15 protein-coding genes are annotated in these 14,573 nt (G+C 67.8%); 1 reads left to right on the forward strand and 14 read right to left on the reverse strand.

From position 1 onward, the window contains the following. Window positions 1–3: 3 nt before the first annotated feature. The 11 genes from MRBLMI13_RS05715 to hrcA form a co-directional block, all read right to left on the reverse strand. Window positions 4–489 carry a hypothetical protein gene (locus MRBLMI13_RS05715; protein ID WP_367819822.1) on the reverse strand — a complete coding sequence of 162 codons (486 nt, stop codon included), beginning with the start codon at window positions 487–489 and terminating at the stop codon, window positions 4–6. Then, a complete protein-coding gene (locus MRBLMI13_RS05720) occupies window positions 486–1,469 on the reverse strand; it encodes a hypothetical protein (protein WP_367819820.1) in 984 nt (327 codons plus the stop codon). The genes MRBLMI13_RS05715 and MRBLMI13_RS05720 overlap by 4 nt, the downstream gene beginning before the upstream one ends. Then, on the reverse strand, window positions 1,459–1,986 hold the full coding sequence (locus MRBLMI13_RS05725; RefSeq protein WP_367819818.1) for an RNA polymerase sigma factor: 528 nt from the start codon (window positions 1,984–1,986) through the stop codon (window positions 1,459–1,461). The genes MRBLMI13_RS05720 and MRBLMI13_RS05725 overlap by 11 nt, the downstream gene beginning before the upstream one ends. Window positions 1,987–2,037: 51 nt before the next feature. Then, a complete protein-coding gene (gene era, locus MRBLMI13_RS05730) occupies window positions 2,038–2,934 on the reverse strand; it encodes a GTPase Era (RefSeq protein WP_200933779.1) in 897 nt (298 codons plus the stop codon). After that, the gene (locus MRBLMI13_RS05735) at window positions 2,927–4,222 is read right to left on the reverse strand and encodes a hemolysin family protein (RefSeq protein ID WP_367819816.1); all 1,296 of its coding nucleotides are present in this window, start codon (window positions 4,220–4,222) and stop codon (window positions 2,927–2,929) included. Before MRBLMI13_RS05735 ends, era begins: the two co-directional genes overlap by 8 nt. Continuing rightward, window positions 4,219–4,677: an rRNA maturation RNase YbeY gene (gene ybeY / locus MRBLMI13_RS05740; protein WP_042537641.1), complete on the reverse strand. Its 459-nt coding sequence runs from the start codon at window positions 4,675–4,677 to the stop codon at window positions 4,219–4,221. The genes MRBLMI13_RS05735 and ybeY overlap by 4 nt, the downstream gene beginning before the upstream one ends. Before the next feature lie 16 nt (window positions 4,678–4,693). Further along, window positions 4,694–5,719, reverse strand: a complete 1,026-nt coding sequence (locus MRBLMI13_RS05745; RefSeq protein WP_367821318.1) for a PhoH family protein — start codon at window positions 5,717–5,719, stop codon at window positions 4,694–4,696. 64 nt (window positions 5,720–5,783) lie between these two features. Further along, on the reverse strand, window positions 5,784–6,131 hold the full coding sequence (locus MRBLMI13_RS05750; protein WP_042537645.1) for an HIT domain-containing protein: 348 nt from the start codon (window positions 6,129–6,131) through the stop codon (window positions 5,784–5,786). 45 nt (window positions 6,132–6,176) lie between these two features. After that, window positions 6,177–6,905: a 16S rRNA (uracil(1498)-N(3))-methyltransferase gene (locus MRBLMI13_RS05755; protein ID WP_367819813.1), complete on the reverse strand. Its 729-nt coding sequence runs from the start codon at window positions 6,903–6,905 to the stop codon at window positions 6,177–6,179. Window positions 6,906–6,919: 14 nt separating this feature from the next. Next, window positions 6,920–8,035 carry a molecular chaperone DnaJ gene (gene dnaJ / locus MRBLMI13_RS05760; protein WP_042537649.1) on the reverse strand — a complete coding sequence of 372 codons (1,116 nt, stop codon included), beginning with the start codon at window positions 8,033–8,035 and terminating at the stop codon, window positions 6,920–6,922. A 39-nt stretch (window positions 8,036–8,074) separates the two neighbouring features. Then, window positions 8,075–9,106 (reverse strand): heat-inducible transcriptional repressor HrcA, encoded by a 1,032-nt coding sequence (gene hrcA, locus MRBLMI13_RS05765; protein ID WP_042537651.1) that lies wholly within the window; start codon window positions 9,104–9,106, stop codon window positions 8,075–8,077. Between the two features lie 91 nt (window positions 9,107–9,197). On the opposite strand from hrcA, the gene MRBLMI13_RS05770 reads away from it, so the two are divergent. Further along, entirely contained in the window at window positions 9,198–10,613 is a 1,416-nt protein-coding gene (locus tag MRBLMI13_RS05770) for a carboxylesterase/lipase family protein (protein ID WP_367819810.1), read from the forward strand. Between the two features lie 13 nt (window positions 10,614–10,626). Here MRBLMI13_RS05770 and hemW read toward each other — a convergent pair whose 3' ends face one another. From hemW to lepA, 3 genes are all read right to left on the reverse strand, one after another. After that, entirely contained in the window at window positions 10,627–11,844 is a 1,218-nt protein-coding gene (gene hemW, locus MRBLMI13_RS05775; RefSeq protein WP_367819808.1) for a radical SAM family heme chaperone HemW, read from the reverse strand. Window positions 11,845–11,860: 16 nt separating this feature from the next. Beyond that, complete coding sequence (locus MRBLMI13_RS05780; RefSeq protein WP_042537657.1) at window positions 11,861–12,514, reverse strand: DUF1990 family protein; 654 nt, start codon at window positions 12,512–12,514, stop codon at window positions 11,861–11,863. A gap of 72 nt (window positions 12,515–12,586) precedes the next feature. Then, the gene (gene lepA, locus MRBLMI13_RS05785; protein WP_079112964.1) at window positions 12,587–14,440 is read right to left on the reverse strand and encodes a translation elongation factor 4; all 1,854 of its coding nucleotides are present in this window, start codon (window positions 14,438–14,440) and stop codon (window positions 12,587–12,589) included. Window positions 14,441–14,573: the final 133 nt, after the last annotated feature.

Here is a 14,573-nt window from a genome sequence, read left to right on the forward strand (position 1 = left end):
CCCTCAGAAGACGCACCGGACATTGGTCGCCGTTCCGGCGATGTTGGCCCACCCTCCTGCGGGTGCGGTGGCGAGCACCGTGGAGTTGTTGCGTGCCTGGGCATAGCCCGCCGACCGCGCATCCGCGATCGACTTCGCCGAGAACGACGACGGGATCGAGAGTATCCCGCAGATGGTCCAGCTCAACTTCGCGCCGCTCAACGACGATCCGGTGTAGACGCACACGGTGCCTGTGACGCAGCTGCCCACCGAAGCCGCCGAGACAGCGCTGCGCTGTTCCAGCACGACGAGATCCATCCCCAGCCTGGGCCACACGGCATGCTGCGCATCGACGATCACCCCGCCGGGAACCTCCGCCATCACGTCGAGGATCAGCGGGTCGATGCTCTCGCCCGTGTCGGCTCCGGCGTCCGCGAATGCCGGAGCGCCGAGCATCAGTATGCTGAGCAATCCGCCGACGACTGCGGCGAGCACCCCCCGACGTCTCATTTCACGAGATCCTCATCGACGTCCCACATCGTGTACGAGATGATCGCGCCACCGGCCATCAGATCGTTCGCGATGAGGTTGGTCCGCTCGACGCCGATGATCCTCCCGGTGTCGAGAGACAGGAGCACGACGTCGCTCGCAGCCCCGTCCGTCGTGATCACTCGCAGTCCTGCGGCCTGCCGTCCCAGGCGGTCGGCGGTCGTGCCGAGCGCCTCCACTCCGTCCGCATCCGCGAGGATGTCGAGCACCTGCGACTCCTGGGCGTTCGTGAGGGTCCATTGCTCGAGCACCGATGTCGCAGCGGCGACGACTTCGGACCCGGTCGGATCCGACGGCATACCGAACGCCATGAGGGCTGCGGACACGTCCTCGCGGGAATCGCCGAAGACGTCGGGAACGGGGGTGGAAAACTGACCGGGCTCGATGGGCAGGTCTACGACGACCTCGCCCGAGCTGCTGATCTCCGCGCCGACGTTCGCAGACGCGTCGGTCGGGTCATACGGCACACCCCTCACCGAGACCATCCGCCCCGAGAGGTCGGGTTCCCAGCGAAGGGTGTTGAGCTGCGGGACCACCTTCGTCGCCCCGGTGCTGCCGTTGATGTCCAGCCCCCACGTCGCCGACCTCACGACGCGCTCCGGATCGGCAGGTCCAGGCGTCGCGCTGAGCGTCGCCTGCGCCGTGTCGAGCGTCTCGGCCGTGCCCTCCCCTGCAGCGAAGTCCAGGGGTGCGGGCGAGCCTGCGACCGCCGCCCCCTGGGGAACCAGGACGGCGACGGCCACGACCACGGCCGCGGCCGCCATCGCGATGCCGGAAGCCCATCCGAGAGCACGCCTCCGCTGAGGCCGAGGCTTCGAAGCGGTGCGGATGATCCGATCCCTTGTCCGCTCCGCCGCGGGGTCCGGCTTCGCATCGCGTGGCGTCCGGGCGGGATCGGCCTCCGTCAGGACGCGTTCGAGCAGAGCATGGTCATCCGTCATGATCCCTCCGCCCCTCCAGTCCGAGCTCCGCACACAACTTCGCCTGTGCACGCGAGAGCGTCTTCCGTACCCGGATACGCGGGCTGCGCAGCAACTCGGCGATCTCCCCCACTGCGAGCCCATCCCAGTACGTCAGCATGATGATACGCCGCTCACGCCCGGTGAGGACACCCAGAGCTGCGAGCACCCTCGCGCGAGTGGCCAGGGCAGGCGGGTCCTTCTCGCCGGACACACCACCGTGCACGGCGTCGATGGCCGTGCGCCGCAGCGTCGACCGACCCGATCGCCCTCCGAGCACCCGATCGGCCGCCCGGATCAACCAGATCCGATCCATCGGCTTCGTCGGAACGAGCCGGGACCATGCCAGGAGGAAGATCTCGGAGACGATCTCCGTCACCTCAGCGGGGTCCTCGACCACTCCTTCGACATGATGCCTGACCGCCGCCCAGTTGGCGTCGAAGAGCCGGGTGAAGGCTTCGTCCCTCTGGGTCTCACGGTTCTCACCGCGGGCGCTCATCTCTCTCGTCCGCCGGAGCACCCGATCCGCGTCGCGTCTCGGAGTCGCATGTCAGAAGCCGAGGCGGCCGAGCTGCTTCGGGTCGCGCTGCCATTCCTTCGCGACCTTGACGTGCAGGCCCAGGAAGACCCTCGTGCCGAGGAGCTCTTCGATGCCGGCACGGGCACGGCGTCCGACGTCGGCCAGACGCTTGCCCTTGTGACCGATGATGATCGCCTTCTGGCTGTCGCGCTCCACCACGATCGACGCATGCACATCGGTCAGGTCAGTTCCTTCGCGGGGGGCGATGTCGTCGATCACGACCGCGATCGAGTGGGGAAGCTCGTCTCGGACCCCGTCGAGCGCCGCCTCGCGGATCATCTCGGCGATGCGATCCTCTTCGGACTCGTCGGTCGTGATTCCCTCGCCGTAGAGGGCGGGGCCCACCGGCATGAGGGAGAGGACTTCATCCGCGAGGACCTCGAGCTGGTCGTTCGTGAGCGCCGAGATTGGGATCACCGCATCCCAGTCCTCGCGCAGTGCATCGACCTCCAGGAGACGCTCGGTGATCTCGTCGCGGTTCGCGGCATCGGTCTTGGTGACGATGGCGATCTTCTTGGCGCGACGGTATCCGTCGAGCGAAGCAGCTATGCGGCGATCGCCCGGTCCGACCTTCTCGGTCGCCGGCACGCAGAAGCCGATCACATCGACATCGCCGAGCACCTGCTCGACGAGGTCGTTCAGTCGCTCGCCCAGAAGCGTACGGGGCTTGTGTATGCCGGGGGTGTCGACGATGACGAGCTGCCCCGCGGGGCGGTTCACGATCCCGCGGATCGCGCGGCGGGTCGTCTGCGGCTTCTCACTCGTGATGGCGATCTTCTCGCCGACCAGCGCATTCGTGAGAGTCGACTTTCCGACGTTCGGGCGCCCCACGAAGGTCACGAACCCGCTCCGCGTCTGCTCAGTCATCGTTTCCGTCTCTCTCATCTGCGGCGTAATCCGCGTCGTCTGCCGCGCGTTCGACGAACACGGTCGCGATTCCGCGGCCGCGCCCTCGAGACGCGCCGCCGGTGAGGGTCAGCCCCTCCACCGTCGCCGTCGATCCCGGTTGCGGAACCTGGCCCAGTGCCTTGCCCAGCAGACCGCCGATGGAGTCCACGTCCTCGTCCTCGAGTTCGAGACCGAACAGATCGCCGACGTCCTCCAGCGAGAGTCGGGAGCTCACGCGGTAGCGTCCGTCGCCCAGTTCGACGACTTCAGCTGAGACCTGATCGTACTCGTCGGAGATCTCGCCGACGAGTTCCTCGATGAGGTCCTCCAGGGTCACGAGGCCCGATATGCCTCCGTGTTCATCGATCACGAGGCATACGTGCACGGCGTCGCGCTTCATCTGCTGAAGCAGCGTCTCGGCGCGCATGGACTCGGGCACGAAGGTCGCCGGACGCGAGATGGGGCGGATGGACGCCGTGCGCCAGGCGTTCTCATCGCGGAAGGCGAACAGCACCAGGTCCTTCAGGTACAGCACGCCGACGACGTCGTCGGCGTCGTCGTCGACCACCGGCATGCGTGACACACCACGCTGCAGGAACAGCGTCATGGCCTCGCTCGTCGTCGCGGTCGCATCGACCGTCACCATCTCGGTGCGGGGCACCATCACGGCACGGACGAACTGGTCGGTGAAGTCGAACACCGAGTGGATGAGGTCGCGATCGTCGGCCTCGATCAGGTCGTTCGAGGCGGCCTCGTCGACCATGCTGAGCAGCTGCTCCTCGGACGTGAACGAGCTGCGGCCGCGTCCGGGGGTGACCCGGTTGCCGAGGAGAACCAGTCCCTGGGCGAGCGGCCCGAGGATGATACGAAGCCCGCGGACGATCCGCGCATTCGCGCGGAGCATGCCTTCGGCGTGATGCCGGCCGAAGGAACGTGGGCTCGCCCCCACCAGCACGAAGCTGATGCCCGTCATCAGCAGAGCCGCTGCGAGCATCGCCCACCAGATGTTGTCGAACAGGATGCTGAACGCGACCGTCACGAGCACGGCGGCTGCCGTCTCGGCGAGCACGCGGATGAACGCGACGGCGTTGACGTGTGCGTCCGGGTCAGCCGCGATCCGCAGCAGCTGGCTGCCGTTGCGCCCTTCGGCGCCCATCTCCTCGATGTCCGAACGCGACGTGACCCCGAAGGCCGCGTCGATCGCCGCCATGAGCCCGCCGAATGCGACGAGCAGAACAGCGCCTGCGAGCAGGAGAGCGGCGGTCATCGTCGACGTTCAGCCGCGGCGAAGCCCTGGATGAGCTCCTTCTGCAGTCCGAACATCTCGCGCTCCTCTTCGGGCTCGGCGTGATCGAAGCCGAGGAGGTGCAGCAGACCGTGCGTGGTGAGCAGGATCAGCTCATCCATCAGAGTGTGGCCGGCTGCCTGCGCCTGGGCCTCGGCGACCTGAGGGCACAGCACGATGTCTCCGAGCAGCCCTGGTGCCGTGGGGCGATCTTCGGTGCCGGGGCGCAGCTCATCCATCGGAAAGCTGAGAACGTCGGTCGGACCCGGCTCGTCCATCCACTGCACGTGAAGTGCCTCCATGGCGCCCTCGTCGACGAGGACGATCGCGACCTCGGCATCCGGGCTCACGTGCATCTGCGCCAGGTTGAAGTCGGTCAGCCGCTGCAGCACGGTCTCGTCGACGTCGATCGCCGACTCGTTGTTGATCTCGATCATGACTGTGCTCGTTTCATCAGGAGAGGCCTCGCTTCGGCATCCGGTCCCGGGGTCCTGGTCGTTGTGCGCCTCGGCGGTCGGCGCGATTGGCGAACTCCGCGGCCTGCTCGCGCTCGAAGCGCTGCGCAGTGCGGCGCTCGTCGTACTCGCTGTACGCGTCGACGATGCGTCCGACGAGGGAATGCCGCACGACGTCGTCGCTCGTGAGTCGTGCGAAGTGGATGTCGTCGATGCCGTCCAGCACCCGGGTCACGAGGCGGAGCCCCGAGGATCCCTGCGGGAGGTCGACCTGAGTGATGTCACCGGTGACGACCATCTTCGAGCCGAAGCCGAGACGCGTGAGGAACATCTTCATCTGCTCGGGCGTCGTGTTCTGCGCCTCGTCGAGAACCACGAACGAGTCGTTCAGCGTGCGGCCGCGCATGTACGCGAGCGGCGCGACCTCGATGGTCCCCGTCGCCATCAGGCGAGGGACGATCTCGGGGTCCATCATCTCGTTGAGCGCGTCATAGAGCGGACGCAGGTACGGGTCGATCTTGTCGGTGAGAGTGCCGGGGAGGAAGCCGAGACGCTCTCCAGCTTCGACAGCGGGGCGCGTCAGGATGATCCGGGTGACCTCCTTGCGCTGCAGCGCCTGGACGGCTTTCGCCATCGCCAGATAGGTCTTTCCCGTTCCGGCCGGACCGATGCCGAACACGATCGTGTTCTCCTCGATCGCGTCCACGTACTCCTTCTGGCCCAGGGTCTTGGGCCGGATGACCTTGCCGCGAGTCGACAGGATGGCCTCGCCGAGCACCTCGCTCGGGCGGGGTCCTCCGTCGTTGCGGAGCATGCGCGCCGAGCTCGTGACGTCGCTGGGAGCGAGGTCGTGGCCGGCCTTGGTCATGGTCATCAGCTCGTCGACGAGACTCTTCGCCTTCGCGACGGCGTCCGCCGTGCCCGTGAGCGTGATCTCGTTGCCGCGGACGAGCACCTGCACGTCGCGGTGCTCCTTCTCGAGCATCCGCAGCAGGCGGTCCTGCGGTCCGAGCAGCTGCACCATGGCGACGCCGTCGGCATAGATCTTCTCGACAGCGGTGTCGGATGCGGTGACAGGGTCGTTTTCGTCAGAAGCCAACGAGCTTGTTCTCCTCGATATCGGCGAGCACATGGGCGTGCACGTGGAAGACGGATTGGGCGGCGCTCGCGCCGTTGTTGAAGATGAGGCGGTACTCGCCGTTCGCATGTTCTGCGGCGAGCTGCTTGGCCGCGGCGACCATCTCGGCGAGAAGCCCCGGGTCGCCCTGAGCCAGCTCGGTGACGTCTCGGTAGTCCTCGGTCTTGGGAACCACGAGCGCGTGCAGAGGTGCCTGCGGGTTGATGTCGCGAATCGCGAACACCCGGCCGGTGTCCAGCAGGATCTCACCCGGGATGTCGCCGTTGAGGATGCGCGTGAAGATCGAGGGCTCGGACATGCTCTCAGTCTACTGACCGCAGCCCGGCGCGGCCCGTCCCCTCGTTCACCAGCGGCCGAGCGCCACCGAGAGCACGGCGATCGCCGCAGGACCCGCGGTGGAGGTGCGCAGTACCGTCTCCCCGAGGAGGACCCGTTCCGCACCGGCGTCGGAGAGCTTCGTGAGCTCCTCATCGGACATCCCGCCCTCCGGGCCGACGACCAGCACGATGTCGCGGGCGTCCGGCTCGAGGTCGGACAATCGCGTCGATGCGCCCGGATCCAGCAGCAGCAGGCGCTGAGACGCTGCACGCACCGCGAGATCTGCCGTCGTCGCCGGAGGCGAGACCTCGGGAACCCAGGCGCGGTGCGCCTGCTTGGCGGCCTCTCGGACGATCGTCGACCAGCGTTCGCGCCCCTTGACGGCCTTCGGCCCCTCCCAACGGGACACGCTGCGGCTGGCCTGCCACGGGACGATCTCGTCGACCCCGAGTTCACACGCCGCCTGCACCGCCAGCTCGTCGCGGTCGCCCTTCGCCAGAGCCTGCGCGAGGACGATCCGCGGATGCGGTGCGGGTTCTTCGGATCGGACCGACACGCGCACCTCGACCCGAGACGGTGATACCTCCTCGGCGACGCCGGTGAGCCACACCCCTGCACCATCGCCGACCGTGACCGCCTCGCCGACGCGGAGCCGCCGGACGACCGCGGCGTGCTTGGCCTCAGCCCCGGTGAGCGACACGAGGTCGCCGACCGCGGCATCCGAGGAGTTCTCGACGAGGAAGTGGAGTGCCATGATCGCCGTCCGGATCAGTGCGAACGGAAGCGGTCGCGAAGCTTCGAGAACAGACCCTGCTGGAACTGCGCCAGCTGCGGACCCGGCGCCTTCGTCTTCTTCGCGAAGTCCTCGATGAGCGCGCGCTGCGCAGAGTCCAGCTTGGTCGGGGTGACCACCTGCACGCCGACACGCAGGTCGCCCCGCTGGTTTCCTCGCAGCGGAGTGATGCCGCGGCCCTTGATGGTCAGGACGTCGCCCGACTGCACGCCCGAGCGGATCTCGAGATCGACCTCGCCGTCGAGCCCCTGGATGGTCGTCTCGGTGCCGAGGACGGCATCGGGCATCGACACCTCGAGTGTGGCGAGCAGGTCGTCGCCGTCACGGCTGAAGGAGGGGTGCGGGTTGACGGAGACCTCGACGTACAGGTCGCCGTTCGGGCCGCCGGCCTTGCCGACCTCGCCGGAGCCGGGAAGCTGAAGACGGAGTCCGGTCTCGACGCCGGCAGGGATGTCGAGGGAGACGGTACGGCGTGAGCGCACCCGACCCTGTCCTCCGCACGTGCCGCACGGGTACGGGATGGTGGTGCCGTAGCCCTCGCAGGTGCCGCAGGGCTGAGACGTCACGACGTTGCCGAGCAGGCTCCGCACCTGACGCTGAACGTGACCGGAACCGCCGCAGATGTCGCAGGTGACGGGCGACGTTCCCTCCTGGCAGCAGGAGCCGTTGCAGGTCTCGCACAGCACGGCCGTGTCGACCTCGATGTCGCGGTGGGCGCCGAAGACGACGTCGCCGAGATCGAGGGTCACGCGCACCAGGGCGTCCTGGCCGCGCTCGCGCCGTGACCGCGGACGCGCTCCGCGCCCGCCGCCCTGGCCTGCGCCGAAGAACGTCTCGAAGATGTCTCCGAAGCCGCCGAACCCGCCGAAGTCGTTCGCCGCTCCGTCTCCCCCGCCCATGTCGTAGCGGCGGCGGGAGTCGTCGTCGCTCAGCACGTCATAGGCGTGCGTCACGAGCTTGAACCGCTCAGCGGCGTCTTCACCCGGGTTCACGTCGGGGTGGAGTTGACGGGCGAGGCGCCGGTACGCCTTCTTGATCTCATCGGTGGAGGCGTCGCGAGAGACGCCGAGTACCTCGTAGTGGTCTGCCACAATGGCCCTTCTGCGTGTGCTGTCATCTGGGCGGCCGCGTCAGCGGGCCGCCTCGTCTTCGTCGAGCATCCGCGACAGGTAGCGGGCAACCGCCCGTGCCGCCGCGAGATTGCTCGGATAGTCCATGCGCGTCGGCCCCATCACGCCGACGCGCGCCGTGCCGCTGGGGGCGGCGTAGTTGCTGGCGACGATCGATGCCTCGCCGAGTCCGAATGACGCGTTCTCGGTGCCGATGCTGGCTGCGAGGCCGTGAGAGTCCGCCTCCATCTCGCTCATCAGGCGCAGCAGAGTCACCTGCTCTTCGATCGCCTCGAGGATGGGATGGATGCTGCCGCGGAAGTCCTGCTCGCGCTTCGCGAGGGTCGCCGCACCCGCCATCACCAGGCGCTCCTGACGGAACGCGCCGAGCTCGTCGATGACGATGGTCGCGAGTGCACGAAGCACGATGTCGTGCGAATGCTCATCGTCGGTGAGCAGCGTCTGCAGCCGCTCAGCCGCATCGCTCACCGCCCGCCCGGTGATCAGCGCAGACAGGCGCGCACGGAGCAGTGCCATGTCGGCATCATCCACATCGACGGGCAAGGGGGCGATCCGCTGCGAGACGCCGCCCGCGTCGGTGACGAGCACGATGAGCAGCCGATTGGGAGCGAGCGCCACGAGCTCGAGATGCGTCAGGTGCGCGCGGGCGAACGACGGGTACTGCGCGAGGGCGACCTGACCTGTGAGCTGCGTGAGCACCCGGACGGTGCGCACCATCAGGTCGTCCAGATCAGAGGGAGCGGTGAGGAAGGACTCGATCGCTGTGCGCTGGGCGACCGAGAGCGGCCGCAGCTGCGCGAGGTGGTCGACGAAGACGCGATACCCCTTGTCGGTGGGAACGCGACCGGACGACGTATGCGGGGCGGCGATCAGCTCTTCGTCTTCGAGGAGTGCCATGTCGTTGCGGATCGTCGCAGCCGACACACCGAAGGAGTAGCGGTCGACGATCGACCTGCTGCCGACGGGCTCGTGGGTCTCGACGTAGTCCTGCACGATCGCGCGGAGAACCCGGAGGCCTCTTTCACTGACCATCGCAACTCCCTCCCTCTGGCACTCACTGGCTACGAGTGCCAATTCTACCCGCCCGTGCCGACCACATGCTGATCGCCATACGATGACGGGTATGAGTGTCGCCCCACAGGTCGCGGTCTCCGCCGGAATCGTGCGCGGCGAGGTGGTCGATGGTGTTCGGCGTTTCCTCGGCATCCAGTACGCGGCGGCACCCCTCGGACCGAATCGCTTCCGCGAGCCCCAGCCGGCTCCTTCATGGGACGGCATCCGGGATGCCACGGCGTTCGGGCCGACCGCGCCTCAGCGTCCTTACCCCGGTGCCATCGGCGAGCTGCTGGGCTCGGTCGAGATTCCCGGCGACGACATCCTCTCCGCCAACATCTGGACGCCTCAGGACGCCGACCGCGCCCCGGTCGTCGTCTGGATCCACGGTGGCGCGCTCGAACGAGGCACCGCAGCCATCCCGCTGTATGACGGCGCCGGCTTCGCACGCGCCGGGATCGTCTTCGTGTCGATCAACTACCGCCTGGGATCCGAGGGATTCTCCGTGCTCGAGGACGCTCCCCGGAACCTCGGATTGCAGGATGCAGCAGCGGGACTCGCCTGGGTGCACCGCGAGATCGCCTCCTTCGGCGGAGAGCCGGAGCAGATCACGGTCATGGGCGAGTCCGCGGGCGGTGCGATCGTCGCGGGGCTCCTCGCGAACGATTCGTCTCGGGCGCGGATCGCGCGGGCCATCATCGAGTCGGGGCCGCTCGAAGCGCAGACGGCGAAGAAGGCCGGCCGCGTCACGGCGCAGCTCGCCAAGCGGCTCGGAGTCGCCGCCGACCGAGCGGGTTTCGCTACGGTCTCCCCCGAGCAGCTGCTGGAGGCACGGCGCCAGCAGGCCGCAGGGTCATCTCCGCTCGGCGGAGCACCAGGATTCCAGTTCGCTGTGGATGCCGGGTCTCTGCCGCGTTCTCCGCACGAGGTCCTCGCCGGCGCCGACGTGCCGCTCCTCATCGGGAGCAACACCGACGAGTACCGGCTCTGGTTCCCGCCCGCAGCCCTCGCCCGGATCAGCGAGATGAAGCTGCTGCTCGGACGACTCGCTCTGCGGATCCCCCGCCGAGCGGTGGCCGCCTATCGCTCGGCCTTTCCCGGCGCGACCACGGGCGAGATCTTCGGCCAGCTCGCGACCGACATCATGCTGCGAGGGCCGCTGACGACGCTGGCGAGGGCGCGCACGGCACCGACCTACGTCTACGAGTTCGCGTGGCGGAGTCCCGTCCGCGACCTGCGTGCCGCGCACGCGCTCGAGCTGGGGTTCGTCTTCGATCGCCTCGGCGACCCCGAGGCGAAGCGCCTCGCAGGCGCTGAGGCGCCGCAGGGGCTCGCCGATGAGATGCACTCCGCGTGGGTCTCCTTCATCAAGACCGGAGACCCCGGCTGGCCGGTCTTCGGTGCGGAGCGCACCACCCGCCTGTTCGACACCGACAGCGCCACGGTGCCGCAGCGACGGACCGACGCGCTCGACCTGCTTCCGTAGCGCGCGTCTCTGCTCAGTCGGTGAGTGCGCGAACCACGGCGTCGGCGAGCAGCCGACCGCGCAGAGTGAGCTGAACGCGTCCGCGCACGGCGGCGGCCGGGTCGACGAGTCCGTCCGCGATCAGGCCGGCGACCCTGGTGCGTTTGTCTGCCTGGAGGTCGGCGACCGCGATCCCCTCGCGGATCCGGCTCAGGAGCAGGACCCGCTCGAGCATCGTGGACTCCTCGTCGGGGCGCTCGGTGCCCGCCGCGGGCGACTCCGAGGCCGCGAGACGCTGAGCGTAGGCGGCCGGGTGCTTGACGTTCCACCACCGCAGACCAGCGACATGGCTGTGCGCGCCGGGGCCGAACCCCCACCAGTCGCTTCCCCGCCAGTATGCGAGGTTGTGTCGCGAGCGCTGGTCCACGCTGCGAGACCAGTTGCTGATCTCGTACCACTCGAAGCCCGCCCTCGCGAGACGCGCATCGGCGAGCTCGTACATGTCGGCCTGCAGATCGTCGTCCGGCGACGGCACCTCGCCCCGGCGGATCTGCCGGGCGAGCTTGGTGCCGTCCTCGATGATCAGCGCATAGGCCGAGATGTGGTCGGACTCGAGTGCCAGCGCCGCCTCGATCGAAGATTCCCAGTCGGCCAGCGACTCCCCCGGCGCGCCGTAGATCAGGTCGACGCTGACCGCGAGACCCGCATCCTTCGCTGCCGCGACGGCTGTCGTCACGTTCTCGGGCCGGTGGGTGCGGTCGAGAGCAGCGAGCACATGGGGAACGGCCGACTGCATGCCGATCGACAGCCGCGTGACCCCGGCATCCGCAAGGGTTCGAGCGACTTCCGGCGTCACCGTATCGGGGTTCGCCTCCACCGTGACCTCTGCCCCGTCGACCAGCCCGAACGCATCTGTCGCAGCGTCGAGCATGCGGGCGAGGTCGCCGGCCGGCAGCAGGGTGGGCGTGCCTCCGCCGAAGAACACCGTGTCCATGGGGCGCAGCGCGCCAGCGTCCGCGAGGACGCGTCTCGCGAGGTCGATCTCCGTGATCAGCGTCGAGGCGTAGTCCTCCTGCTTCGCGCCTCGGAGCTCGCCGGACGTGTAGGTGTTGAAGTCGCAGTAGCCGCAGCGTACCCGGCAGAACGGGACGTGCAGATAGGCCGAGAAAGGCACGGCGCGATCGATCGGCAGATCGGACGGAAGACGGCCGTCGGCCGGTGCCGGATCGCCGAGAGGAAGCGGGCCGGCCATCAGAGAGGTGCGGCCATCAGACGGGGGTCGCGTACAGCGGCGAGATCGCCCGCAGATAGCGCGCGAAGAGCTCGCGTCGGCGACGCTTCACGAGAGGCGGGATGACGCGGTAGAGCAGGGAGTTGGGGGCGTCGAACGCCCGCACCGTGAACCAGACCTCGTCGTTGTCTTCGCGCCAGTCGATGTCGAACGACTCCTCGCCCCGCACGACCGACCCGCCGACGGTGCCGAGCACGAAGCCGATCCGTCGCTTCTCCTCGGTCACCGAGATCACGCGGAGCTCGGCATCCGCTCGCATCCCACTCACACGCCCATGCAGACGAAGAGTCATCCCTGGCCCTGCGAACGGAGTTCCCTCGGCATCGAAACGCTGCTCGACGTCGTTCTTGCTCGGGGCGATCGGATTTCCCTCGGCATCGAAGCTCACTCCGGCGTACGCGGGGCCGGGGGCCGGACGGACATCATCGACGCTCAGACCTGAGGCGCGCTGCGCCGTCCAGGTGAGGAGTGCTTCGCCCGCGGACTGGAACCGCTCGACACCGCTGCCGATCCGCCAGGAGTTCTCCGCAGGGATGCTGCGCTCCGGCGGGTACTGCATCAGGTCGGGCGCGTGGGTCGCACCCACGGCCGCATAGTCCACCGTGTCGTCTCGGAAAGTCCCGCGCCGCATGTTTTCGAGCCTACTTCCCGTTCCCTGGAGGATCACCCTGTACGCGCCGGAACCGCCCGACCCGCAGAGCTCCTACTTCTTTTCCTTGCCTTCGACATCTCCCGAGAGTGCAGCGATGAACGCCTCCTGGGGGACCTCGACCCGTCCGACCATCTTCATGCGCTTCTTGCCCTCTTTCTGCTTCTCGAGGAGCTTGCGCTTACGGCTGATGTCACCGCCGTAGCACTTGGCGAGCACGTCCTTGCGCAGCGCTCTGATCGTCTCGCGGGCGATGATCCTGGCGCCGATGGCGGCCTGGATCGGCACCTCGAAGTTCTGGCGAGGGATCAGCTTGCGCAGTCGCTCCGTCATGAGCGTGCCGTACGCGTAGGCCTTGTCGCGATGCACGATCGAGCTGAACGCATCGACCTTGTCGCCCTGCAACAGGATGTCGACCTTCACGAGGTCCGCTTCCTGCTGTCCGGCGGGCTCGTAGTCGAGCGACGCATAACCCTGAGTCTTCGACTTGAGCTGATCGAAGAAATCGAAGACGATCTCGCCGAGCGGCATCATGTAGCGCAGCTCCACGCGCTCCTCCGAGAAGTACTCCATGCCCAGGAGCGATCCGCGGCGCGACTGGCAGAGCTCCATGACGGTGCCGACGTAGTCCTTGGGCAGCAGGATGGCCGTCTTGACCATGGGCTCGGACACGGAGCCGATGCGCCCGTCGGGGTATTCGCTCGGGTTCGTGACCGTCACGGTCTCGCCGGTGTCGCTGGTGAGCACCTCGTAGATCACGCTGGGAGCGGTGGTGATGAGGTCGAGACCGAACTCGCGCTCGAGACGTTCGGTGATGATCTCGAGGTGCAGCAGGCCGAGGAAACCGCATCGGAATCCGAACCCGAGGGCGACCGACGTCTCGGGCTCGTACTGGAGCGAGGCGTCGGAGAGCTTCAGCTTGTCGAGCGCTTCGCGCAGCTCCGCGTAGTCGCTGCCGTCGATCGGGTAGATGCCCGAGAAGACCATGGGCTTCGGGTCGGTGTAGCCGGCGAGGGCCTCGGTCGCTGGCCTGCGCGCCGTCGTGACGGTGTCTCCGACCTTGGAGAGCCGCACGTCCTTCACGCCGGTGATGAGGTAGCCGACCTCGCCGACGCCCAGACCCTTGGTGGGCACCGGCTCTGGGCTCGACACGCCGACCTCGAGCGCCTCGTGGGTAGCACCCGTGGACATCATCTGGATGCGCTCGCGCGGTGACAGACTGCCGTCGATCATGCGGACGTAGGTGACCACGCCTCGGTAGGCGTCGTAGACGGAGTCGAAGATCATGGCTCGGGCCGGGGCGTCGGCATCGCCGACGGGCGCCGGGATCTCCTTGACCAGGCGATCGAGCAGTTCCTCGACCCCCACACCGGTCTTGCCCGAAACCCGCAGCACGTCCTCCGGCTTGCCGCCGATGAGCGATGCCAGCTCCTTGGCGTACTTGTCGGGATCGGCCGCCGGCAGATCGATCTTGTTCAGCACCGGGATGATGTGCAGATCGTTCTCGAGCGCCAGATAGAGGTTCGCGAGCGTCTGGGCCTCGATGCCCTGGGCAGCGTCGACGAGCAGGATCGCTCCCTCGCACGCGGCGAGAGATCGTGACACCTCGTACGTGAAGTCGACGTGCCCCGGGGTGTCGATCATGTTGAGCGCGAAGGTCTCGCCGTCGATCTCCCACGGCATCCGCACGGCCTGGCTCTTGATGGTGATGCCGCGCTCGCGCTCGATGTCCATGCGGTCGAGGTACTGCGCGCGCATGTCACGGTCCGAGACCACGCCGGTGATCTGGAGCATGCGGTCGGCGAGGGTCGACTTGCCGTGATCGATGTGCGCAATGATGCAGAAATTGCGGATCTGCGCCGAAGGCGTCGCGGCAGGCTGAAGCGGAGTGAGGGCGCGTGGTGACATGTCCTGACGATTCTACGGTGAGGCGCGACTAATGCCCGCTTCGTCCGATCCGGTGATATTCTGCCGAGGTTGCCCGGGAGCCATCCGTGACACCGGATCCCGTGAGCGACAAGACTCCGTCACAGACCAAGTG

Source organism: Microbacterium sp. LMI13-1-1.1, from assembly GCF_040815625.1.
Classification (GTDB): domain Bacteria; phylum Actinomycetota; class Actinomycetes; order Actinomycetales; family Microbacteriaceae; genus Microbacterium; species Microbacterium forte.